The 23132-nt window shown below is 69.9% G+C and carries 17 protein-coding genes; 10 read left to right on the plus strand and 7 right to left on the minus strand.

The genetic code is table 11. The annotated features are described in order from the left end of the window. Window positions 1-59: 59 nt before the first annotated feature. The 3 genes from ABZU76_RS37680 to ABZU76_RS37690 all read right to left on the minus strand — a co-directional run bounded on the left by ABZU76_RS37680 (window position 60) and on the right by ABZU76_RS37690 (window position 4078). Window positions 60-1082, minus strand: coding sequence for a family 2 encapsulin nanocompartment cargo protein polyprenyl transferase (locus ABZU76_RS37680; RefSeq protein ID WP_354878680.1), 1023 nt, complete (start codon window positions 1080-1082; stop codon window positions 60-62). A gap of 22 nt (window positions 1083-1104) precedes the next feature. Then, complete coding sequence (locus ABZU76_RS37685; RefSeq protein WP_354878683.1) at window positions 1105-2484, minus strand: family 2B encapsulin nanocompartment shell protein; 1380 nt, start codon at window positions 2482-2484, stop codon at window positions 1105-1107. A 181-nt stretch (window positions 2485-2665) separates the two neighbouring features. Continuing rightward, a complete protein-coding gene (locus ABZU76_RS37690) occupies window positions 2666-4078 on the minus strand; it encodes a family 2B encapsulin nanocompartment shell protein (protein ID WP_354878686.1) in 1413 nt (470 codons plus the stop codon). A gap of 516 nt (window positions 4079-4594) precedes the next feature. Here ABZU76_RS37690 and ABZU76_RS37695 point away from each other — a divergent pair. The 3 genes from ABZU76_RS37695 (at window position 4595) to ABZU76_RS37705 (ending at window position 8287) form a co-directional block, all read left to right on the plus strand. Further along, window positions 4595-5356, plus strand: coding sequence for a DUF4239 domain-containing protein (locus tag ABZU76_RS37695; protein WP_220246834.1), 762 nt, complete (start codon window positions 4595-4597; stop codon window positions 5354-5356). A gap of 5 nt (window positions 5357-5361) precedes the next feature. After that, window positions 5362-6579: a hypothetical protein gene (locus tag ABZU76_RS37700; protein ID WP_354878689.1), complete on the plus strand. Its 1218-nt coding sequence runs from the start codon at window positions 5362-5364 to the stop codon at window positions 6577-6579. A 91-nt stretch (window positions 6580-6670) separates the two neighbouring features. Continuing rightward, a complete protein-coding gene (locus ABZU76_RS37705; protein ID WP_354878692.1) occupies window positions 6671-8287 on the plus strand; it encodes an esterase-like activity of phytase family protein in 1617 nt (538 codons plus the stop codon). A gap of 93 nt (window positions 8288-8380) precedes the next feature. On the opposite strand, the gene ABZU76_RS37710 is transcribed toward ABZU76_RS37705, so the two are convergent. After that, entirely contained in the window at window positions 8381-9406 is a 1026-nt protein-coding gene (locus ABZU76_RS37710) for an autoinducer 2 ABC transporter substrate-binding protein (RefSeq protein ID WP_354878695.1), read from the minus strand. Between the two features lie 173 nt (window positions 9407-9579). On the opposite strand from ABZU76_RS37710, the gene ABZU76_RS37715 reads away from it, so the two are divergent. The 4 genes from ABZU76_RS37715 (at window position 9580) to ABZU76_RS37730 (ending at window position 12703) form a co-directional block, all read left to right on the plus strand. Further along, window positions 9580-10035: a hypothetical protein gene (locus ABZU76_RS37715; protein WP_354878698.1), complete on the plus strand. Its 456-nt coding sequence runs from the start codon at window positions 9580-9582 to the stop codon at window positions 10033-10035. A 59-nt stretch (window positions 10036-10094) separates the two neighbouring features. After that, on the plus strand, window positions 10095-10634 hold the full coding sequence (locus ABZU76_RS37720; RefSeq protein WP_354878701.1) for a DUF305 domain-containing protein: 540 nt from the start codon (window positions 10095-10097) through the stop codon (window positions 10632-10634). 56 nt (window positions 10635-10690) lie between these two features. After that, the gene (locus ABZU76_RS37725) at window positions 10691-11149 is read left to right on the plus strand and encodes a DUF4396 domain-containing protein (protein ID WP_354878704.1); all 459 of its coding nucleotides are present in this window, start codon (window positions 10691-10693) and stop codon (window positions 11147-11149) included. Between the two features lie 303 nt (window positions 11150-11452). Continuing rightward, on the plus strand, window positions 11453-12703 hold the full coding sequence (locus tag ABZU76_RS37730) for a glycoside hydrolase family 88 protein (protein WP_354878707.1): 1251 nt from the start codon (window positions 11453-11455) through the stop codon (window positions 12701-12703). A 72-nt stretch (window positions 12704-12775) separates the two neighbouring features. On the opposite strand, the gene ABZU76_RS37735 is transcribed toward ABZU76_RS37730, so the two are convergent. The 3 genes from ABZU76_RS37735 to ABZU76_RS37745 form a co-directional block, all read right to left on the minus strand. Then, on the minus strand, window positions 12776-14179 hold the full coding sequence (locus ABZU76_RS37735) for an FAD-binding oxidoreductase (protein WP_354878710.1): 1404 nt from the start codon (window positions 14177-14179) through the stop codon (window positions 12776-12778). 54 nt (window positions 14180-14233) lie between these two features. After that, window positions 14234-15430: a hypothetical protein gene (locus ABZU76_RS37740; RefSeq protein ID WP_354878713.1), complete on the minus strand. Its 1197-nt coding sequence runs from the start codon at window positions 15428-15430 to the stop codon at window positions 14234-14236. A 91-nt stretch (window positions 15431-15521) separates the two neighbouring features. After that, complete coding sequence (locus tag ABZU76_RS37745) at window positions 15522-18524, minus strand: BTAD domain-containing putative transcriptional regulator (RefSeq protein ID WP_354878716.1); 3003 nt, start codon at window positions 18522-18524, stop codon at window positions 15522-15524. Window positions 18525-18626: 102 nt separating this feature from the next. Between ABZU76_RS37745 and ABZU76_RS37750 the strand changes: the two genes are divergently transcribed. From ABZU76_RS37750 to ABZU76_RS37760, 3 genes are all read left to right on the plus strand, one after another. After that, complete coding sequence (locus ABZU76_RS37750; RefSeq protein WP_354878718.1) at window positions 18627-19280, plus strand: hypothetical protein; 654 nt, start codon at window positions 18627-18629, stop codon at window positions 19278-19280. Between the two features lie 31 nt (window positions 19281-19311). Further along, a complete protein-coding gene (locus ABZU76_RS37755; RefSeq protein WP_354878721.1) occupies window positions 19312-20865 on the plus strand; it encodes an alkaline phosphatase D family protein in 1554 nt (517 codons plus the stop codon). Between the two features lie 277 nt (window positions 20866-21142). Beyond that, window positions 21143-23122 carry a S53 family peptidase gene (locus ABZU76_RS37760; RefSeq protein ID WP_354878724.1) on the plus strand — a complete coding sequence of 660 codons (1980 nt, stop codon included), beginning with the start codon at window positions 21143-21145 and terminating at the stop codon, window positions 23120-23122. The last annotated feature ends 10 nt before the right edge of the window (window positions 23123-23132 follow it).

A 23132-nucleotide genomic window follows, 5' to 3' on the forward strand; every position in this document is an offset into this window, starting at 1 on the left:
GAACGGCGCGCTCGTGTCCTGGGGGAGGGACACGAGCGCGCCAGGTCGGTCACCGCGGCTCAGTGGTCCCGGCGGGTGATGTGGTGGGCGAGCAACGTGAGTTCCGCCGCGGGACGCGGCGCCGGCGTCGTGGCGGCCAGCGAAGCCAACGCCGAAGCCAGCAACCGCGCAGCCTCCGAAGAGCTCCACGAACGCCCACCCGCCGAGTCGACCAAAACGGCCGCCTGGGCCAGCTCCCCAGCCGACAGCGGAGCCTCCTGCCGATACAACTCGGCCAGCTCCCGGCCGGCCGGGGTCTCCGAGGCCAAAGCCGCCACCACCGGCAGCGACTTCTTCCGGTTCTGCAGATCCGAGTAAACCGGCTTCCCCGTCACGGCCGGGTCGCCCCAGATGCCGAGGAGGTCGTCGACGTGCTGGAACGCCAGGCCGAGCGAGCGGCCGAACGCGCCGAGCGCCGAGACGTGCGTGCCGCGGCCGCCGACGACCAGCACGCCCAAGGTGCAGGCGGCACCCAGAAGTGCGCCGGTCTTGCCCTCGGCCATGCGGATGCAGGAGGACCGATCCACGGACGCTCGTCGTTCGAAGGCCAAGTCCTCGTTCTGGCCGTGCAACAGGTCCAGCACCGCCGTGCTCAGGACACGAGCAGCGGCGGGACCGTCCGTGGCCAGGACGTCGAAGGCCAACGTCAGCAACGCATCGCCCGCGAGGATGGCCGGGCTGGTGCCGAACACGGTCCACGCGGTCGCCCGGTGGCGGCGGGTTTCGTCGCCGTCCATGACGTCGTCGTGGAGCAGCGAGAAGTTGTGCACCAGCTCCACCGCCACGGCGGCGGCGATCGCGTCGGCCGGATCGCCGCCGGCCGCCTCGGCGGACAGCAGCACCAACGCCGGCCGCAGGGCCTTGCCGGCCGGCACGGCCGACTCGGCGCCCGACGCGTCCCACCAGCCGAAGTGGTAGCCGGCGATGCGGCGCATCGAATCGGGCAGCCGGTCGACCGCCGCGCGCATCGCCGGTTCCCACAGGTCCCGGCTCCACGCCAGCACCTCCGGCACCGTCCGCGCCCGGGCGTCCACTGTGGTCATACATCGCCTCCGAAAAACAAGCTCAGCGCCCGATCTCGACGTCGTCGAGCACTCCCAGCGCGTCTGGCACCAGCACCGCGGCCGAGTGGTACGCACTGACCAAGTAGGACGTCACGGCCCGGTCGCTGATGCCCATGAACCGCACGTTCAGCCCCGGCTGGTACTCGTCCGGCAACGCCGCCGGGCGCAGCCCGATCACGCCCGCTTCCTCCTCGCCAGTACGCATGACGAGGATCGAGGTGGTGCCCTGCGGCGAGATCGGGATCTTGTCGCACGGCAGCAGCGGCACCCCGCGCCACGTCGTGACCCGGCGTCCGTCGAGCATCGAGTTCGCCGGGTAGAGGCCTCGCGCCGTGCACTCGCGTCCGAACGCGGCGATTGCCTTGGGGTGCGCCAGGAAGAAGCGCGACTTGCGCCGGCGGCACAGCAGCTCGTCGAGGTCGTCGGGCGTTGGCGGGCCGCTGCGCGTGGTCACGCGCTGGCCGAGGTCTGCGTTGTGCAGCAGCCCGAAGTCCGTGCTGTTCACCAGCTCGTGCTCCTGCCGCTCCCGCAACGCCTCCACGGTGAGCCGCAGCTGCTGCTCCAGCTGGTTCATCGGCTGGTTGTAGAGGTCGGTCACGCGGTTGTGCGTGTGCAGGATCGTCTGCGCGACCGCGAGCTCGTACTCCCGCGGCGCCGGGTCGTAGTCGACGTACGTGCCCGGCAGCGCGACCTCGCCGTCGTGCCCGGCGGACAGGTCGATGCTCGCCTCGCCGGCCTTGTTGTGCTCGCGGCCCGGGGTCGCCAGCACGTCACTGATGTGCGAGCGCAGGCTTTCGACGCGACCGTTGAGCCGCGCGAACGCCTCCGCCGGCAGCGCCAGCACGATGCACCGCGTGGCCGCCTTGGCGGTGAAGGTCCAGTTCCCCGCGGAGCCGCCCAGCAGTTCGGCGCCGAAGTGGTCGCCCGCGGTGAGCGTGCCGAGGTGCGCCTCCTCGCCGTAGGAACCGGGCGCGGTGCGCGAAACCTTGCCGAACGCCAGCAGCACCACCGAATCGAGCGGCGAACCCGCCGTCACGATGGTGTCGCCCGGCTCGTACTCGCGCTGCTCGAAGCGCTCGGCCAACGCCGACAAGGCGTCGGCGTCGGCGAACCCGCGCAGCAGCGGCAGTTCCGCCAGCTCCGCGGGGACCACCTGCACCCGCGCGCCGTTGTTGAAGAAGCTCACCCGGCCGTCGCCGACGGTGTAGGTCAGCCGGCGGTTCACGCGGTACGAACCGGCAGGCACCTCCACCCACGGCAGCTGCGACAGCAGCCAGCGCGGGGTGATGCCGCGCATCTGCGGCAGCGACTTGGTGGTGGTCGCCAGGGTCCGGGCCGCGCGCGTGGAAAGGGAAAGCGGCGGCTCTTCGGTCACGGTCATGTGGTTCCTCGCTTGGTGGGCTCAGCTTCTCCAGGGCGCTGGGACGCGGGTCTCGGCACGATCCGCAGCGCGCTCGTGCCCAGGCCCGTCGGCCCGAACGCCGACGGGGGCAGCGGCGCCGGCCCGGGCCGCACGGGGGCGGCCTCGGGCGGGCGCGGCGGGGTGGCGGGCGCGGCCATGCTCAGTCACCGCGCCCGATCTCGGCGTTCTCCAGCACGGCCAGCGCGTCGGGCACCAGCACGGCGGCGGAGTAGTAGGCGCTGACCAGGTACGACATGATCGCCTGCTCGCTGATGCCCATGAATCGCACGTTCAGGCCCGGCTGGTACTCGTCGGGCAGCCCGGTCTGGTGCAGACCGACGACACCCTGCGACTGCTCGCCCGTGCGCAGCAGCAACACGGAGCTGGTGCGCGTCTCGGTGACCGGGATCTTGTTGCACGGCAACACGGGCACGCCGCGCCACGCCGGCACCTGGTGCCCGCCGAGGTCCACCGCGTCGGGGTACACACCGCGGCGGCTGCACTCGCGGCCGAACGCCGCGATCGTCTTCGGGTGCGCCAGAAAGACCGCGGGGTCCTTCCACACGAGGGAAAGCAAGTCGTCGAAGTCGTCCGGCGTGGGCGGGCCGGTGCGGGTGGACACGCGCTGGGAGTAGTCCGCGTTGTGCAGCAGGCCGAAGTCGCGGTTGTTGACCAGCTCGTGTTCCTGTCGTTCGCGCAGGGCCTCGACCGTGAGCCGCAGCTGCTGCTCGATCTGGTTCATCGGCTGGTTGTAGAGGTCGGCGACGCGGCTGTGCACGCGCAGCACGGTCTGCGCCACGCTCAGCTCGTACTCGCGCGGCGAGCTGTCGTAGTCCACGAACGTGCCAGGCAGCTGCGGTTCGCCGTCGTGACCGGACGCGACGTCGATCACCGCCTCGCCGTGGTCGTTGGCCGGGCCGGCCGAACCGGCGGCGACGGCGTCGAGGTGCTCGCGCAGCGCGTCGGAGCGGTCGAGCACGCCCTGGAACTCGCTGCGGGACAAGGAAAGAACGGTGCACGCGGTCACGGCTTTGGCCGTGTACTCCCAGATCCCGTCGGCGTTGGTGAGCACGGTGTCGCCGAAGTAGTCGCCGTCGGCGAGTGTGCCGAGCACCGTCTGGTCGCCGTACGCGCCGGTGCCGACCTTGCTGATCTTGCCGTGCGCCACGAGGAAGACCTGGTCGGCCTGGTGGCCGAACTCCACGAGCGCGTCGCCGGGGGAGAACTCGTGCTGCACGAACCGGCCGGCCAGTTCGATGAGCACCTCTTCGTCGTCGAAACCGCGCAGCGCCGGCAGTTCACCCAGCTCCGGCGGGATCACGCGGACCTCGGCGCCGGTGGTGGTGAACGTGACGCGGCCGTCGCCCACCGCGTAGCTCAGCCGGCGGTTCACGCGGTACGCGCCGCCCGAGACCTCCACCCACGGCAGCACTTTGAGCAGCCACCGCGTGGTGATGCCCTGCATCTGCGGAACAGACTTGGTCGTCGTCGCGAGCGTGCGGGCCGCGGCCCGGCCCAGGCTCAGTTGCGGTTGTTCCTGATTCGCGGAGTCCACGGGGTCCGTGACGGTCACAGCGAAAACCACCTATCGTCGGATTTCGGGCGTGTGAGAAAGTTTCCAGCACGAATTGGAGTTCGTTATCCTGCTGCAATTCATTCGGGTCGGCACCGCGGAATCAACATAGCAAGCCGGCCTCACTCGACAATCCCACGATCGGGTAACCGGGTCGGTTCACCTGTTTGCCAGAACGGGTAATCGGACATTCCAGTTGCTGTTGTCGGCGCGCCAGTTTTAGACGATCTTCGTCGGCGCCGCGTTCGTCACACTCGGTCGACAGGACTCACCCGGACGGGAAGTTCGACCGAAGATCGCCGGTGTACCCCAGGTGAACGGGCGTATCCAGAGCAGGTGTTCCAACATTCAACTGCTCCGTTCCAGTGATCATCGGGGGCTTCGCAGGGCCACTCGAATGAACCGAACTGCCGCTTCTTGTCGCTCGGGAATCAGATGACTAACTTGAGCGGGCCCACTTCCGGGAATTCGTCGAACAATGGCGGATCCAGTGGTCTGCGAGTTGAAAGGGGCCGGATGAACGTCTACCTGACCGGGATCTTCTGGGTGGTCGGAGCGGCCGTGGTCGGCGGCGGTATCGGCTATCTGGTGAGGCGGTTCGGCTGGGATGAAGGTCGTCGTGACAACAACGATGCGGCCGGTCAGGTGTTCACCATTGTCGGCGGTCTCCACGCGGTGCTCGTGGCGTTCGTGCTGATCTCGCTCTTCGACGCGGTGGGGACCGCGCGCGACGGCTCCTACACCGAGGCAGACAGCCTTGTCTCCATGACCTGGGCCGCCGAAGCGCTGCCGGGCGACACCGGCCAACGCGTGCAGCAGCTCGCCACCGCGTACGCCAGTACTGTGCAGCACCAGGAATGGCCGCGCCTGGCCGACGGCGGCACGGTCCCCGACACCGGTTGGACGCAGCTCGACCAGCTGCGCCGCACCATCGCCGGCGCGCAGGCGAGCAGCGACTGGGAGAACGACCGCAAGACCGAGGCCGCCAACGACCTGTGGCAGGTCTACCAGGCCAGACAGGCGCGTCTCACCGACGCCGCCTCGAGCGGTGTCGGTTCCGTGGTGTGGTTCGCGTTGATTTTCGGCAGCCTGATTTCCGTGCTGCTGCCCAACCTCTTCGGCGGCACGCGCATGGCGGCGCACCTCGTGATCGTGTCGACGCTGGCCGGCACGATCGCACTGCTGCTCTACGCGATCTTCCAGCTGCAGAACCCGTTCGCCGGCGGCGCGAGCATCCAACCCGACGCGTTCAGCTCGGCACTGGCGCGACTGGGCTGAGGGCCGTGCGCATTCCCCGTTTCCTCCCGGTGGCGGCCGCCGTGGCGGCCGTGTCGGCGCTGCTCGTGGCGTCGGGGTGGCTCGAATCACCCGGCCGGACGCACCCGGCCGCGCCGGCGACCTGCCCGGTTCTCCAGGTGGAGAGCCAGAACTCGCACTCGTCGTCATTCGTCCGGCTCACATTGCCGACGGGGCAGCGGCAGTCGCTCGGCAACCCCGGCTACACGATCAACGCGATGGCCTACTCCGCCTCGCAAGGTGTGGTCTACGGCGTGGCCGACGGCCCGGCCTCGGGTCACTTCCACGACGGCGCCCACGCGGTGCGGATCGACGGCTCGGGTCACGTCACCGACCTCGGCGGCGTGTTCCGCGCCGGCGCGGAACACGGCATCTGGAGCTGGGCGACCGGTTCCACGGGTGGCGCGATGGCCGGCAACTCGTGGTACCTGCTGCACGCCAACAGTCTGTACACAGTGGACGTCGACCCGGCCAGTCCCCACTACCTCGACGTGGTCGCGCACCTGCAGCTGCGGCCGATCGTCCTGTCCGCCGGCGTCGACGACTTCGCCTACAGCCCGTCGGACGGCTTGCTCTACGGCGTCTCGGTCACGGCCGCGGGTCACGGCTCGGTGGTCACGATCAACCCGCGCGACGGCCGCGTCGCCACCGTGCCGGGCTTGAAGTTCCCCCTCGCCACGGCGTACGGCTCGGTCGTGTTCGGTCCGGACGGTGCCCTCTACGCGACGGCGAACCGCATCGGCCACCGCAGCGTGACCTATCGCCTGCCGCGCGACGGCTCCGGAGGGGCGCAAGAGATCAGCACCGGGCCCGAGCTCTACACCTCCGACGCGGCCGGGTGTCTCGCCGGGGCAACGGCACCGCCCCCGCCGCCCCCACCTCCACCGCCTCCGCCGTCCCCGCGACTGGATCCCCCACCGTCGTCGAACTCGGTGAAACCTTCGCAGACGGCGGAAGACCCACCGCCGCCCGTGCCGGCGGAGCAGCCACCGGCGGTGCCCCAGCCGCCGAACGCGACTTCGCCCGCCCCGATCGTTGCCTCGACTTCGGTCGCGCCACCGACGAAATTCCGTCCCGTCGCGACACCGCAGCCGGTGGCCGACGCCGGCCACCGCGTGGAGAAACAACGCAGGTGGAGCGTCGCCGTGCTGGTTCTCGTGATCGGTGGTGGCGCGGCGGCGGCGCATGTGAGACGAGGCCGTTAACGCGGGCGTCGCCTCGAAGACGGCGGTTGTCCAACTCCGTTAACCAGACTCCTCCTCCGGTGTCGTGTGACGCCGGAAGAGGAGAAAACGGATGAAGCGCGTGAGAATCGGGGTCGCCGCGGGGATCCTCGCCGTGGGGCTGCTGGCCACCGGCACGGCGTCGGCGCACGGAGGCGACGGGCACGCCGCGTTCGCCGCCCGCGACGACCACTACGGGACGCGAGCCGGCCGGGCACTGCAGGTGCACGGCGACGGGGTGCTCGGCAACGACAGCAGTGGTGACGCGAGCGGCGCCATCGTGCGCCACACCGCGCCGGCGCACGGGTCGCTGACGCTGGACCCCAGTGGGTCGTTCAGCTACACGCCCGCGCCGGGCTTCCACGGCCGCGACACCTTCACGTACTCCGTGTCGGACGCGGTGCAGCTCTACCCGACGTCTCTGCCGCCGCTCGCGACCATCGGCGGCGTGAAGCTCACCGGTGGTGCCTACGGCTCCGCGCTCACGCCGGTGCCGGGGTCACGCGACGAGTTCTACGGCCTCACCGACCGCGGCCCGAACGTCGACGCGTCGGACGGGTCCAAGGTGGAGCCGCTGCCCGCGTTCGACCCGGCCATCGGCAAGTTCCGCCTCAAGGACGGCAAGGCCGTGCTCGAGAAGCGGATTCCGTTGCGCGCCAAGGACGGTTCGCCGTACAACGGGCAGGTCAGCACGGCGGCCGACACCGGCGAGACGATCGTGGGCCTCGACGGAAAGCCGTTGCCGGCCACTCCCAACGGGTACGACTCAGAGGGCCTCGTCGCCGAACGCGACGGCACGTTCTGGGTGTCCGATGAGTACGGTCCCTTCATCACCCACTTCCGCGCCGACGGCCGCGCGATCGAGCGGCTCTCGCCGTTCGACGGCTCGCTGCCGAAGGAGCTGAAGTACCGCGTGCCCAACAAGGGCATGGAAGGCCTCGCGCTCACGCCGGACGGCAAGACGCTCGTGGGCATCATGCAGTCGGCCCTGCAGCAGCCGGACCTCACGAAGAAGCCCGGCAACGTGACCACGCTGCGGATCGTCACGGTCGACCTGCGCACGCACGCGACGCACGAGTACCTGTACCTGCTGCAGGACCCGGACGACACGGGCACGGCCGTCAGCGAGATCACCGCGCTCTCGTCGACGAAGTTCCTCGTGGACGAGCGCGACGGCAACTTCGAGCCCGGTGCGTTCAAGAAGATCTACGAGATCGACCTGAGCGGCGCGACCGACGTCGGGCCGAAGGCGAAGGTGGCCGGTGCCGCCTACGACTCCGCCAAGGGCGGGCTGCTCGTGGGTGACGCGCAGTCGAGCATCGACGCCTACGTCGGCAAGGACACCACCGAAGAGGCCACCGCGGACCTCGCCGAGGTGGGCATCACGCCGGTGGCGAAGAAGCTCTATGTCGACCTCGGCGCGCTGGTGACCGGGTTCGACCCGACCGGCGGCTTCTTCGGCCACGACAAGGTGGAAGGCGTCGCGACCACCGACGGCGGCCGCACCCTCGTGGTCAGCAACGACAATGACTTCGGCATCGACGGCCTCTCGAACACCGCGCCGCCGTACGCGCTCCACGCCAAGACGCTGCCCAACGGTCAGCAGGACGACGGGGAGTACCTGAAGATCGACACGACGAAGCTGCCCGCCCGCGTCACCACGGCGACGGTCACCATCGACGTGCGCTGAGTTTCTGTTTCACAGCAAGGCACTGTTTTGTTATAAGGCACTGGTTTGTAAGCGAGGACTGCGGCCGGGGCTCCGTCAACGGGGCTCCGGCCGTCAGTATTTGAACTGGTCCACGTTGTCCTGGGTGATCAGCAGCGGGTCGCCGAGCAGCATGGTCTTCGAGCGCGCGTCGTACTTCACCGCGGGCAGTTCGAGGCTCACGTTGTTGCTGGGGCCGAAAGAGCGACCCTCCACCAGCTGTTCCGCCGCCCAGGCGGTGAGGTAGCCCAGCGATTCGACGTTCCACAGCACGGACATCGAGCAGGAACCGTCGAGCAGGTACGGCTTCATCGTCTGCGGCGTGCCCGTGCCGACGGTGTAGACGCGGCCGATCTTCTGCTGATCCCGCACCGCTTGCGCGACGCCGGGAGCCGACGTGGTGCACTCGCCGATCAGGCCCGTGAGGTCGGGGTGGCGGTCTAGGACCTGCTTCGCGAGCTCGGTCGCCGTGGTCGTGTCCTCGCCGGCGTAGACGGTCTCCACGAGCTGCGCCTTCGGGTAGCGCTGGGCCACGTAGGCCCGCTCGACGGAGATCCACGCGTTGAGGTTCGCGGCGGTCCGCCCGCACGAGACGATGGCGAACTTGCCGCTGCCGCCCGTTTTCGCCATCAGCGCGTCGACGAGCGCGGTGCCGACGCCTTCGGGGGAAGCCTGGTTCACGAACACCTCGCGCTGCGTTTCCGGCGCGTCGGTGTCGGTGGTGAGCACGTGGACGCCCTTGGCGCGGGCGTCGGCGATCGCGGGCGCGAGCGCGCGGGGATCGTTGGGCGCCACGGCGATCACGTCGACGTGCTGGGCGACGAGGTCGTGCAGGATGGCGGTCTGGGCCGCCGGGTCGACCGTCGCGGGGCCGCGCGTGATCCACTGCGCGCCGAGCTGCTTCGCTGCTTCCAGGCCGCCCGCGTTCATGGCGTCGAAGTACGCGATGCCCGCGACCTTCGGCACGAAGGCGATCCGGACCGGGGCTTCGTCGCCGTCGGCCGTCGGCGTCCGGAGCGCGGAGGAACAGCTGCCGAGCCCCACCACCGCGCTGAGCAGCAGCGCGACGCCCAGGAAGAGCGTCTTGGACGGCCCTCGCATCCCCACCATTCCTTCTGTTCACGGTCTGCGCACCGTCGGCGACCTGGAGTGAACGTAAGGGAGCGTGCTCACAGGGGTCAACCGGTCGTGTGCAAAGGGTTACGGAAGTGAGTTCAACGGTGATCTTGGAAGCACCTGGTACCCGTTTGGGGTATGTGGCTACCCTGGGGGCGATGACTCGACCGCCCCGTGGGTTCCTGCTTCCGGCCCCGGCGCGCTGGCTGTTGCTCGGCGCGCTGGTCTTCGGCGTGCTCGCGATGCACCACATTCCGGCGCCGCACGGTGTTGGGATGGGCGGTGGTGAGATGAGCGGGATGCCGTCGGTGTCCGTTGCGCACTCGGCGATGGACGCGCCCGCGGTGGCGATGGTTCCGGTGCCCGTGGCTTCGACGTCGGCGGATCCGGTTGCCGCGCCGCCCGCGAGCGATGGCGGCCACGTGATGCTGCACCTGTGCCTCGCCGTGCTGCTGGCCGCGGCGGGGTTGTTGCTCGCACTGGCCTTGCTGTGCCGGCGTCGCGAGGGTGCGGTGTCGGGGCCGGTCGAACGCAGGTCCGCCGGGTTTGCCCGGGCGCCGCCTTCACGAACGGGTCGAGAACGCCTCACCGCCTCCTGCGTACTGCGGATCTGATCGGGCACGAGCTCCAGCGTGTCCGAACCCCGTCGTATCCAGTGAGGAAAGAAAACGTCATGAATCGCAAGTTCCTGGCGGGCATCGCGGCGCCCGCGATCGCCGCCGTGCTCGTCGGCTGCTCGTCGCAGACCGCCGCCCCGCCCGCTGATCACAACGCCGCGGACGTCACGTTCGCGCAGGACATGGTCCCGCACCACCGTCAGGCCGTGGAGATGTCCGGGCCCGTGCCGCAGCACACCGGCGACCAGCGTGTGATCACGCTGGCAAAGCAGATCCAGCAGGCTCAGCAGCCCGAGATCGACCAGCTCACGGCGTGGTTGAAGGCCTGGGGCGCACCGACGCCTACACCGATGGGCGGCATGGATCACGGTCAGATGCCCGGCATGGTCGACACCGCCGGCCTCGACCAGCTGCGCGACGCGGCCTACGACCGCAAGTGGCTCGAGTTGATGATCCAGCACCACAGCGGTGCCGTCGCGATGGCGCGCACCGAGCTGGCCCAGGGGAGCAGTGCGGACGCGAAGGCCATGGCCCAGCGGATCGTCGACACCCAGGAGGCCGAGATCACCACGATGAAGTCGCTCCTCGGCGGCTGACCGTGACAGTGACATTCCCCAGCGTTGAGATACCCTAAGGGGGTATAGTGGGCGACATGACTGACCACCAGCATGGCGCGTCCTGGTCCACCGCGATCCAGGCGACGCTGCACTGCCTCACCGGCTGTGCCATCGGTGAGGTGCTCGGCATGGTTCTCGGCACCGCGTTCGGGCTGCCCAACGCGGCCACCGTGGTGCTCTCGATCGTGCTCGCGTTCGTCTTCGGCTACGGCCTGACCATGCGCGGTGTCCTGAAGTCGGGCTTGAGCCTCTCCGCGGCGTTCAAGGTCGCGCTGGCCGCCGACACCGTGTCGATCGCGGTGATGGAGATCGTCGACAACCTCGTGATCGTCGTGGTCCCGGGCGCGATGGACGCGGGCCTGGCGTCGGCGCTGTTCTGGCTCTCGCTGTTGTTCTCGCTCATCGTCGCCTTCGTGATCACGGTGCCGGTGAACAAGTGGATGATCGGCCGAGGCAAGGGGCACGCCGTGGTTCACGCGCACCACCACCACTGAGTGGTCCGGACCGGAGTGAGCACGTGGTTCACTCCGGTCCGGAGCGTGGAATAGCGAGTTCACATCCATGAACAATTCACAACCGTGAAAGCACGCTTTGGTGGGTGTACAAGCACATGACGGTCGTGTACGGTGCCGATTATTACTAATCCGACCACAGTCACGGCCGAATGGCTTCGTGGCAACAGTTGCGTGCCGTGTGGGGGGCGGCCTACTTTTGGCCGGATTAGTAAACTGCAGGCGGCCTTCTCGTGAGGCATTTCCCCATTGGCGTTTTCCACGACTGTGAAATGGCGGGCAATCGTGAGCGTTTCCCGGCGTACCCTGCTGACCACCGCGGCCGGTGCCGCCGTGGCGGCGACCGCGACCAGCACCGTTCCGGCAGCGGCTTCCGAGCGAGGGGCTTCGGAGCAGGGAGTGTCCGACATCGCGAGCAAGGAGAAGGTGTTCCGCTCAGCGGCAGACTATGCGGTGAAGAAGCTGCGCGCCGTCGCGCCGGGTGTCACCTCGTTTCCCACCGGGACCAAGTTCGAGAAATGGGCCTTTTCGCAGAATGGTGACTGGGTCGGCGGATTCTGGCCCGGCACACTCTGGATGGCATACCTGCACACCGGTGACGAACAATTCCGCACGCTCGCACTCGCGTCGGCCGACAAACTGGCGCCGCGCCAGAACGACACCAGCACGCACGACCTCGGATTCCTGTTCTACCCGTCGTGGGTCACCGCGTGGCGCGTCACCGGCGACGACAAGTGGCGCGCCGGCGCGATCCAGGCGGCCTCGTCGCTGATCAAGCGCTACAACGCCAAGGGCCACTTCATCCGGGCCTGGGGTTCGCTGACCGACCCGAAGGACGCGGGCCGGATCATCATGGACACGATCATGAACCTCGACCTGCTGGACTTCGCGACCAAGCAGACCGGCGACAGCCAGTACCTCGACATCGCCATCGAGCACGCGAAGACGGCACAGCGCGTGTTCCTGCGCCCCGACGGCTCCACGCCCCACGTGTTCGACTTCGACCCGGCCACCGGCGCGGAGATCGGGCCGAACACCGTGCAGGGCTACAGCCCGGCGTCGTGCTGGTCGCGCGGGCAGTCGTGGGGCATCTACGGATTCACCACGATGTACCGCCGCACCGGCGACCGCTCGTTCCTCACCACCGCGCGACGGCTCGCCGACTTCGCGCTGAAGGCCCTCACCCCGGACAACGTGCCGGTGTGGGACTACACCGCCCCGCAGGCGCCCAACGACATCAAGGACGCCTCCGCCGGCGTCGTGATGGCGTGCGGCCTCATCGACCTCGCCTCGGCCGCGGGCCGCCCGGAGTACCGCGCCGCCGGTCTGCGCCTGCTGGAGGCGACTTCCCGCACGTGCCTCACGACGAAGTCGACCCGCGCCGACGCGGTGGTGGCCCGCTGCACGCGCAACCGCCCGGCCGAGGACGGGATCGAGATCTCGTTGCCGTACGCGGACTACTACCTGCTCGAAGGCATCCTGCGCGTGCTGAAGCCCCGTGAGCTCGACAAGGCGATCGACCTGTCCGGGCACTGAGTTCCCGGCCAAAGTGGGTGCCGGCCGCCGTGTCCCTGGGCAGCCGGCACCTTGGTTCGGTCCGACGACGTGTCAGACGGCCACCGCGGGCCGGATGTTGGCGCCCAGGTGGAAGACGTTGCCGGGGTCGTACTTGGCCTTGATCAGCGCCAGCCGGTCGTACTTCTCGGCGCCGTACGCCGCGCGCACGCGGTTCTCGTCGTACTCCGTCATGAAGTTCACGTAGCCGCTGGCGCTGGAGGCGAACGGCGTGAGCGCCGTCCAGAACGCGCGCACCCACTCGCGGTCCGCCTCGAACTCCTGCGGATCGGCGGTGGTCGCGGCGAGGTTCACGGCGACCTTGGGCGTGCGCGTGCCGCCGAACGCCGTCGCGTCCTCGGCCACGCTGCAGTAGGCCCCGCGCATCACGAACATCGGCGTGATCGACAGCGGCGACGACTTGCGCGGCAGGTACTCGGCGATCACGTTGAGCACCTCGTCGCTCAGCTCGTCCACGTACAGCCCCTTCTCGTACGCCAGCAGCCCGCGCGGAGCCGCTTCGTCGAGCATCTGCTGCAGACCGACGTACGGGATCGGTGTCACCAGCTCGAACGCCGCCGGCAGCCCGCGCCGGACCTGCGCGACCACCTCGGCGTGCTCCTCCGGGCCCTCGAACCCGGCGATGACCAGCGCGTACCCGGGCGCGAAGTGCGCTTCGGGCGGCACGAAGTCGGCCGGCGGCGCGTTGAGTCCCACCAGCATCGCGCCCATCGTCGGCGGCAGCGTCGCGACCGTGTCGCGGATGAACCGCAGTGCCTCGGGACCCTGCGCGAGCGGCCAGAAGAACAGGCCCAGCTCGATCATCGGGCCGACCGGGTGCGCGCGGAACTCGAACTCCGTCACCACACCGAAGTTGCCGGCCCCGCCGCGCAGGGCCCAGAACAGGTCGGCGTTCTCGTCCGCCGACGCGTGCAGCGGCACACCATCGGCCGTGACGACGTCGGCCGAGAGCAGGTTGTCGACGCTGAGGCCGTGGCGCGCGGTCAGCCAGCCGACGCCCCCGCCGAGCGTCAGACCGCCGATGCCGGTGTCGCTGATCGTGCCGCCCGGGACCGCCAACCCCTCCTGCTGGCCCGCCGCGTCGAGCTCGGCCCACGTGGTGCCGCCGCCGCAGCGGATGGTGCGCGTGTGCGTGTCCACGGTGATCGCGCGCAATGCGCTCAGGTCGATCACCACGCCGTCGTCGCACATCGAGAACCCGCCGAAGCTGTGCCCACCGCCGCGCACGCTCACCGGCAGCCCGTGCTCGCGGGCGAACGCCAGCGCCGTCGCGACGTCCGCGGTGCCGGCGACCTGGGCGATCACGGCCGGGTGCCGGTCGATCTGGCCGTTCCAGATCTTCCGCGCGTCGGCGTAACCGTCGTCGGCCGAGGTGAAGACGGTCCCCGCGAACCCCCGCCGCAACGGAGTCACGTCTTTCGTGTCGAGTGTGGTCATGCTGCCCCCTCAGGCTTGGCGAATTGTCCAGTATTGGTCGCCTGTCATCGCAGCTCAAGGGCATATCGGCACGACGGGACCGGTGGTGCCGGTTTTCACGTACGTGTCCGAGACGTAGAGGTCCGGACCGATGCGGTCCCAGATCGCGCTGGTGCCGAGGGCGCCGCTCACGGACTCACCGGGCACCGAGCACTCGATCGGCACGCGTGCGTAGGGCGCGGCGACGCCCTTTGTCGCCGCTGACGTGCTGGGGCTCTCGCGCAGGTTGAGCGGCGCACCGGCGGTGGTGATCACCCCGGCGGGGCCGCCGGTGCCGGTCCAGAGGTAAGTCACGTCGACCCACGAGCTGCCGGTGAGGCCGAGGCCGTCCCAGAAGACGCCGTCGGCGAGATCGATCCCGGCCGGGTTTTTCACCGCACGTCCGCGGGAGTCCTTGCCACCGTTGAAGCCGTCCTCGAACGCGGCCTGCGCTTCGGGCGTGCCCTGCGGCAGCGTGGGGAAGGTGGCGCGCTCCTGCGCCGGGTTCCAGTAGTCGTCGTGGGTGTTCCAGGGGCCGACCTCCCACACGGGCGCGAACTCGCAGCGGGTGCCGTCGGTGCGGCAGACCTTCGCCGTGTACGAGCCGGTTCCCTTGGGGGACACCGATTTCGTGGAGGGGAACGACACGAAGTGGTCGCTGCTGGCGATCACGTGACCGTTGGACGTCTTGCCGCCGACGAGGCCTTCGCGCGTCGCGTAGATCCGGTAGGTCAACGGCTCGGTGACGACCGCGTCCCGCGCCGAGCCGCCCGACGCGGTGAGCGCCACCGAGCGCACGGCCGGTCGCACGCCGTACGCCGTGCCGGACAGGGAGATCCGGGCCTGCACCACCTCGACGGCGAACGGGAGCTCCTGGCCCGCCGGTGTCCACTCGGTCCAGTCGCCGGCCGTGTCGCGGCCCCGGACGTCGACCTCCACGGCGGTGCCGGCCGGGACGGCGTCCGCCACCTGTGCGGTCACCCGGCCCACCGAGGAGGCGAGGCGACGGGTTGCCGTGACGAGAACGCCTGAACTCCGTGCGGTCACCGGGTTCCACGCCGAGTCGGCCAACGTCAGGAAACCCGAAACCGAGGACACGTTCACGTCGTCACCGTCCACCGTGGACAGATCCACCCGCCATGACCCGGCCGCGGCGGCCGGCGTCACGGGTACCACCGTGAGCACCGCCGCCAGCACCACGAGCACCCGCCGAACCAGACCTCTTCGGACCATTCCCGCTCCTCCACGACAAAGGGGTCCTGTCGAGACGCAATCGTCGTCTCGACAGGACCCCTTGCCGCGCAAGCGAGCCCGCGCGTACGGGTCAGGCGGACACGATCCGCGGCCCCTCACCCGGAGTGGACTCCAGCCGTGTTTCCAGCGCCGACTGCTGCGGCCGCGCCGAAAGCTCCCGCCAGATCGCCAGCGCCCGCTCGGAGTACGTGCGCGAGCGTTCTGGCTGGCTGAGCGCGGAATGCAGCTCACCGAGCAGCTGCGACACCTCGGCCTCCGAGCGCCGGTCGCCGTTGCGGCGGTGCACGCTCAGCGAGTTGACCAGCAGCAGCTGCGCGTGGGCGAAATCGCCGCTGTGCAGGCACAGCTCACCGAGGTTCTGGTTGGCGTAACCCACGCAGTGGTCGTCGCCCAGATCGGTGAACACGGCGATCGCGCGCGTCACGAACTCGCGCGCGGGCCCGAGGTTGCCCTCGTGCTGGTGCAGCAGCCCGAGCCGTTGCAGGGCGTGGGCCTCGCGGTGCCGGTCGCCGATCGCGGCGGCCAGCTCGAGCGCGTCGGTGAACCACCGCTTGGCCGGCGCGTAGCACTTCTGCGCCATCCAGACGGCACCCACGGCGATGCGGATCACCGCCTCGCCGTGCCGGTCGCCGGCTTCGGCGAACAGCTTCGACGCTTCGTGGCAGCGTTCCAGCGCGAGGTCGTTGTCGCCCTGGATGCGCAGGATCGTGCCGAGCCCGGCGAGCGCGATGCCGGTGCCCTGTGCGTCGCCGACGCGTTCGTAGAGTTCCCGCGCCGCGTCGAACGCCACGAACGCTTCGGCGTAGCTGTCCTGGTACAGGTGGATCTGCCCCAGGTTGCGCTGCACGATCGCCTCGCCGTGCACGGCCCCCGCGCGCCGGGCCGCCGCCAGCGCCACCTCGTGGGTGGCGTGCCAGTCGTCCTGGTGCCCGCGCAGGTCGAAGTACGGCGTGAACGCGGCCGTGAGCTGCCACGCCAGGTCGTCGAACCCGAGCTGCGCGGCCAGCGTCACCGCGGCGACGCCGGAATGGCGCTCCGCAGCGAACCACGCGGCCGGGTCGGCCAGGAGCTGCTCCGACCCGTCCGGCAGGTCCGGGTACGGCACGGCCTGGTCGCGGTACTGGCCGAAGAAGTGGATCGGCATCCGCTCCGCCGCCGCGACGGCCAGCGCGAGGTAACCCTCGAGCACCCGTCGCGCCGCGCGTCGCGTCTTCTCCGGCGCGTCCCGCCCGGCCAGCTCCGCCGCGTACACGCGGAGCAGGTCGTGCAGGCGATACCGCGGCTGGCCCGTGGCGTCGGATGCCACGAGCTCCACCAGGTGGGCGTCGACGAGCACGTCAAGCACGTCGTCGGCCGACGAGCGGCCCAGCGCGGCCGCGACCACCCAGGCGGGGAACTGGATCGGCCCCAGCGCACCCAGCCAGCGGAACGCCGCGGCCGCCGACATCGGCAGCAGGTCGTAGCTCAGCGTCACGCTGGCGCGCACGGCGAGGTCGCCGACGCGCAGCTCGTCGAGCCGGCGCCGCTCGTCGTGCAGCCGGTCGGCGAGGATCCGCAGCGACCAGCTGGGCCGGTTGGTGAGCTTCGCCCCGGCCACGCGGATCGCGAGCGGCAGGTGCCCGCACTGGCGCAGGATCGCGGCGGCGTTGTCGGGTTCGGCCGCCACGCGCTCGGCCCCGACGATGCCCTCCAGCAGCCGCGCGGCCTCCGGTTCGGGCAGGAGGTCGACGTCGACCGCGACCGCGCCGTCGAGGTCGGGCAGCCGCACCCGGCTCGTCACGAGCACCGCGCAGGCGCCCGTGCCCGGCAGCAGCGGCCGCACCTGGGCGGCGCTGCCCGCGTCGTCGAGGACCACGCACATGCGTTTGCCGGCCAGGCGCGAGCGCAGCAGGGCTGACCGTTCCGGCAGATCGCGCGGCAGGCCCGCGTCGGGAATGCCGAGCGCGCGCAACAACTCCGCGAGCACACCCATCGGCGCCCTTGGCGACGACGATGTGCCGGCGAGGTCCACGTGGAGCTGCCCGTCCCCGAACGCGTCGCGCACCGCGTGGGCCACCCGGACCGCGATGGCGGACTTGCCGACGCCGGGCGCGCCCGAGAGCACCACCACCGTCGGCCGGCCCGTCTCGCCGTGCTCCCGCAGGCGCGTGACCAGCCGGCCGACCACGTCTTCGCGGCCCGTGAAGTCCGGCAGGTCGAGCGGGAGCTGGCAGATCGGCAGCTCCGGTTGAGCTCGCGGCCGCGGCACCGCGAGTTCGGCCGGCAGCCCGGGCACCGCGGCGGGCGCCACGAGCGTGGCCCGCAACTCCCGCAGCCGGGGCCCGGGCTTCGCCCCGAGCTCTTCTTCCAGCGTGTGCTCGGCCAGCTCGTAGGCCTCCACGGCCTCGGCGATCCGGCCGCCGTCGCGCAGCGCCGTCACGAGCTGCTGCCACAGCTGTTCGCGCAACGGGTGTTCGGTGACGAGGCCGCGCAGCTCGGCGATCGCCTCGCCGTGGCGCCCCAGCGCGAGGCGGGCCCGCAGCCGCTGCTCCTGCACCGACAGCCGCAGCTCGGCCAGCCGCGCGATCGCCGCGCCCCAGCCGTGGTCGTGGGGCAGGCCTTCGAGTACTTCGCCGCGCCAAAGCGCGTCGGCTTTGTCGAGCAACGCGAGCGCCACTTCCGCGTCACCGCGTTCGAACGCTTTCCGCGCTTCGGCAGCGTGGTTGGCGAACAGAACATGATCGAGTTCTTCGTCTGCGGCCGAGAGCAGATATCCCGACGCCCGGCTGCTGATGCGGTCACCCAGCTCGGGTGCCGTTTCCGCGAGCCGCCTGCGGAGGGAATGGACGTAGGTGCGGATGTTGGCTGCCGCGGAGCGAGGTGCGGTACCCGGCCAGAGGATTTCGACCAGCACTTCGGTGGACACCACGACATTCGGCTGCAAAGCCAGCGCGGCCAGCAGCAACCTCGGCTTCGGCCCGCCCAATGGAACGGTCCGGCCTTCAGCAATGACCTCCAACGGTCCGAGAATTCGGAACGCCAGCGAAGTCAACAATTTACCCGCCTGAGCGGCAAGGTCCCCATGACCGGGCATGCTAGGAGCGTTTGCGCAGGTTAGCTAGATCCATTCGGCGGTTCACGTCCCCTATATCGCGATTTGTACGGGTCGTGTACAAGGCTTCGACACGCTATGGCCATGAAGCGTTCGAAGCTCCGGCGCCTCGCCGGATTCGGGGTTGTCCTGGCCGCGATCGGCGGGTTCGGGCTTTCCGCGGCGGTGCCCGCGTTTGCCACGGTGCCCGGCAAGGTCCAGACCGCGGGTGACCCGCTCAACGTCCGCCGCGCACCCAATGCCGCCGCCACCGCCGTGAAGACGGTGGCCAACGGCGCGACCATCGCCATCGAGTGCCAGACCACCGGGAGTTCTGTGGCCGGCCCGCTCGGCACCACCACGATCTGGGACTACGTGCCCGCGCTCGGCGGCTACGTGTCCGACGGCTACGTGCAGACCGGCTCCGACGGCCGCGTCGCACCCGACTGCGGCACCGGTACCGGCAGCGCCCAGTGCGCCGCGTCCTGCGCCGCCGAAGGCGTGTTCCGCTCGTCCGACGCGCACTTCGTCGCCTACGACACCAACGCCGACGGCAGCTCCGGCGTCGTGCAGTACTGGCTCGCCGACGGCTCGGGCCCGTACTACGTCTGGGCTTCCGGCGGAGACGGCACATCGGTGGACAAAGCCGCGCCCGTCGCGAAGGGCAAGTGGGTCTTCTACAAGGTCTGCACGGGCCACAACACCTCGCCGCCGACGTTCGCCGGCTGCAGCGCCGGCCTGACCGACTTCGCGGCCTGACAACCCCTACTCCCCGAAAGGATCCCCTGACATGGGCCAGGTGAACCGGCGCTCGGTGCTGCTGGGCGGACTCGCCGCCGTGACTGCGGCCGCGGCCACGACCGCACTGCCGTCGTGGGCCAACGCGCGCACCGCCGTCGCCGCCCCGGCGATCCACGACCCGTTCCAGCTCGGCATCGCCTCGGGCGACCCGTTGCCGGACAGCGTGGTGCTGTGGACGCGGCTCGCGCCCGCGCCGCTCAACGCCGACGGCTTCGGCGGCATGCCCGACGCGACGTACGCGGTGGACTGGGAAATCGCGAACGACGAGGCGTTTTCCTCGATCGTGCAAAGCGGTTCGGTGAACGCGGTGCGCGCGTCGGCGCACAGCGTGCACATCGAGCCGACGGGTCTCGAGCCGGCGCGCGAGTACTTCTACCGCTTCAAGACCGCCGGCTACATTTCGCCGGTCGGGCGCACGCGCACGGCGCCCGCCGCGGGTGCGGCCGTGAACCAGCTGAAGTACTGCTTCACGTCGTGTCAGCACTGGGAGGAAGGCTGGTACCACTCGTACAAGGGCGTGGTGCGCGACGATCCGGACCTCGTGCTGTTCCTCGGCGACTACATCTACGAAAAGCCTTCCGGGCGCAAAAAGGCGGAACTCAACCCGCGGCGGCTCGCGGTGCCTTCGGACACCACCACGTTGGCGCTGTACCGGGCTCGGCACGGCCAGCACAAGACCGATGTGGACCTTCAGGCCGCGCACGCGCTGGCGCCGTGGCTGGTCGTGTTCGACGACCACGAGGTGATGAACAACTGGAACTCCACCACGAGCCCGGCTTCGGCCGCCCGCAAGGGTTACGGGTTCCAGGCGTTCTACGAGCACATGCCGATCCGGTCCACGGCCAAGCCCAACGGCTCGTCGATCCAGCTGTACCGCCAGTTCCTCTGGGGCAACCTCGCGCGCTTCCACATGATGGACACCCGCCAGTTCCGCAGCGCGCAGGTCACCGGCACGGCGTGCGGTCCGTACCGCGACACCTCGCGCACGATCACCGGCACGGCGCAGGAACAGTGGCTGCTCAAGGCGTTCGAGACGCATCCGGCGACGTGGGACTTCCTGGGCCAGCAGGTGTTCTTCGCCCAGCGCGACGGCGACGGCAATTCGACCACGTGCGAGAGCCCGGACTCGTGGGACGGCTACCAGGCTTCGCGCGATCGCATCACGCAAGGCTGGATCGACCGCGGGGTGCCGAACCCGGTGGTGCTCACCGGCGACGTCCACCGGCACTGGGCGGCCGACCTGCGCAAGGACTACTTCGACCACAGCGACCCGATCGTCGGCTCGGAGCTGGTGACCACCTCGGTCACGTCCAACAGCGACGACGCCGCGCCGCCGTCGGCCGCGTGGCTCGCGAACAACCCGCACATCAAGTACTGCAAGGGAGAACGCGGCTACGTGCGCGTCACCGCGACGCCGGCGCAGATGCTGGCCGATTTCGTGGTGGTGTCGGACACGAGCGTGAACGACCCGGCGAAGCTGGTGATCAAGACGGACAAGAGTTTCGTGGTCGGTGCGGGTTCGAAGGGGCTGCAGGCGGTGTGAGCAACCGACGGAAGTAGGTGGTGCTTCCCCGCCCGGCGTGCTCCGTGATACCGCGATGCGGAACTTTGGAATCGGACTTTTGTTCCATTAGACGACATTCCACTCGGGACAGCGCGGACGAACCGGACTTCTTCCTTGTGTGCCAACGAAGATCGAGTGCGGCTTCGAGATAACGGTTCCGCACCGGTGGGCGGGACGCTTCCCCGGCGGCCGGTGCGGACCTAGTCTCGGGCCGGACGTCTGCGGCCTGGCGCCGCGATTCACGAGGGAGTTGCCTGTGCGAAGAAGTCTCACCGTGTTCCTTTCGCTGGCGATGGCGGGTGGCCTCGCGGCCGCCACGCCGGGGCTGGCGTCTGCGGCGTCGGCCCCGGGCCGGGCCGACATCCCCGCGTCGCACCCGCTCTGGGCGAACCCCGGGGCCAAGGTCGCGAACACCGCGCCGGCGTCGAAGCTGGACTTCCGCGTGTACCTGAACCTGCGTGACGAGGCCAGTGCCGAAGCCGTGGCGGCGGGCGTGTCCGACCCGCAGTCCAAGAGCTACCGGCAGTACCTGTCGCCGGAGCAGGTGAGCGACCGCTTCACCGCTTCGGACCAGACCGTGTCCGCGGTGAAGACGTGGCTGTCGGGCGCCGGGTTCCAGATCGGCGACGTGCCGTCGAACCGCGCGTACGTGGAGGCCGTCGGTACGGCGGACCAGGTACAGAAGGCGTTCGACGTCACGCTCGGCAAGTACGCCGTGAAGGGCCAGACGCTGCGGGCGGCGGACAAGAACCTGTCCGTGCCGGCAACGCTTGCTTCCTCCGTGCTGGGTGTTGTGGGCGTCGACCAGGCGACGAGCCTGCTGAAGCCGGACCACACCTCGGGTGCCGACACCGCTTCCGCGAAGTCTTCCGGTCCGGCGACCGCGCCTCCCGGCGCAGGTTTCCGCAACTCGGGCCCGTGCAGCGACTACTACGGCCAGAAGACCGACACGACCGACCCGGCGTACAACGGCAAGCAGCTGCCGTACGCGCCGTGCGGCTACAAGCCGGCGCAGCTGCGTTCGGCGTACGGCCTCGACCAGGCCGCCAAGCTCGGCGCCGACGGCCGCGGCACCACGATCGCGATCGTGGACGCCTTCGCGTCGCCGACCATCTACGCCGACGCGTCGGAGTACGCCAAGCGCAACGACCCGGCGCACCCGCTGACGAAGGCGCAGTTCAGCCAGCACGTCTTCCCGGTCAACCCGGCCGACGAGGGCCCGGACCAGTGCGACGCCTCGGGCTGGTACGGCGAGGAGACCCTCGACGTCGAAGCCGCCCACGGCCTCGCGCCGGGTGCGAACATCCTCTACGTCGGCGGTTCCGACTGCGAGGACCTCTCGCTCGACACCGCGCTGAACTACATCATCGCCGGCCACAAGGCCGACATCGTGTCGAACTCCTACGGCGACACCGGCGAGGACCTGCCGGCCGACGAGATCAAGGCGTTCAACCAGATCGCCGTGCAGGCCGCGCTCGAGGGCATCGGCGTGTACTTCTCCTCCGGCGACAACGGTGACGAGGTCGCACGCCTCGGCACGCCTTCGCCGGACTTCGCGGCTTCCTCGCCGTGGGTCACCGCCGTCGGCGGCACCTCGCTGGCGGTCGACGCGTCCGGCAAGCGGACCTTCGAGACCGGCTGGGAGACGGGCAAGTCCACGCTCACCGCGGGCGCCTACGCCCCGTCCTTCCCGGGCGCCTTCAACGGCGGCGCGGGCGGCGGCACCAGCCGCGTGTTCCCGCAGCCGGCGTACCAGAAGGGCATCGTGCCGGACGCGCTGTCCACGAAGAACCAGAAGGGCAAGGCCAAGGGCCGCGTCGTCCCGGACATCTCCGCGGTCGCCGACCCCAACACCGGCATGCTCGTGGGCCAGACCCAGCGCTTCCCCGACGGCGACTACTACGACCAGTACCGCATCGGCGGCACCAGCCTGGCGTCCCCGGTCTTCGCGGGCGTGATGGCCGTGGCCGACAGCCTGGACCACTTCCACCACGGCTTCATCAACCCGGCGCTCTACCAGCTCACGTCACGCACCGGCACGATCTACGACGTGAAACACGTGGACGCCGCCGTGCAGCGCGTGGACTTCGCCAACAGCGTCGACGCGTCGGACGGCCTGCTGACCTCCGCCCGCACGCTCGACTACCCCAACCTGACGATCCACACCACCAAGGGCTACGACGACGTCACCGGCCTGGGCTCGCCGAACGGCTTGCCGTTCTTGTTGCTCGTGTGATCCGCTACTG

Source organism: Amycolatopsis sp. NPDC005232, assembly GCF_040607795.1.
In the GTDB taxonomy this organism is placed as follows: domain Bacteria; phylum Actinomycetota; class Actinomycetes; order Mycobacteriales; family Pseudonocardiaceae; genus Amycolatopsis.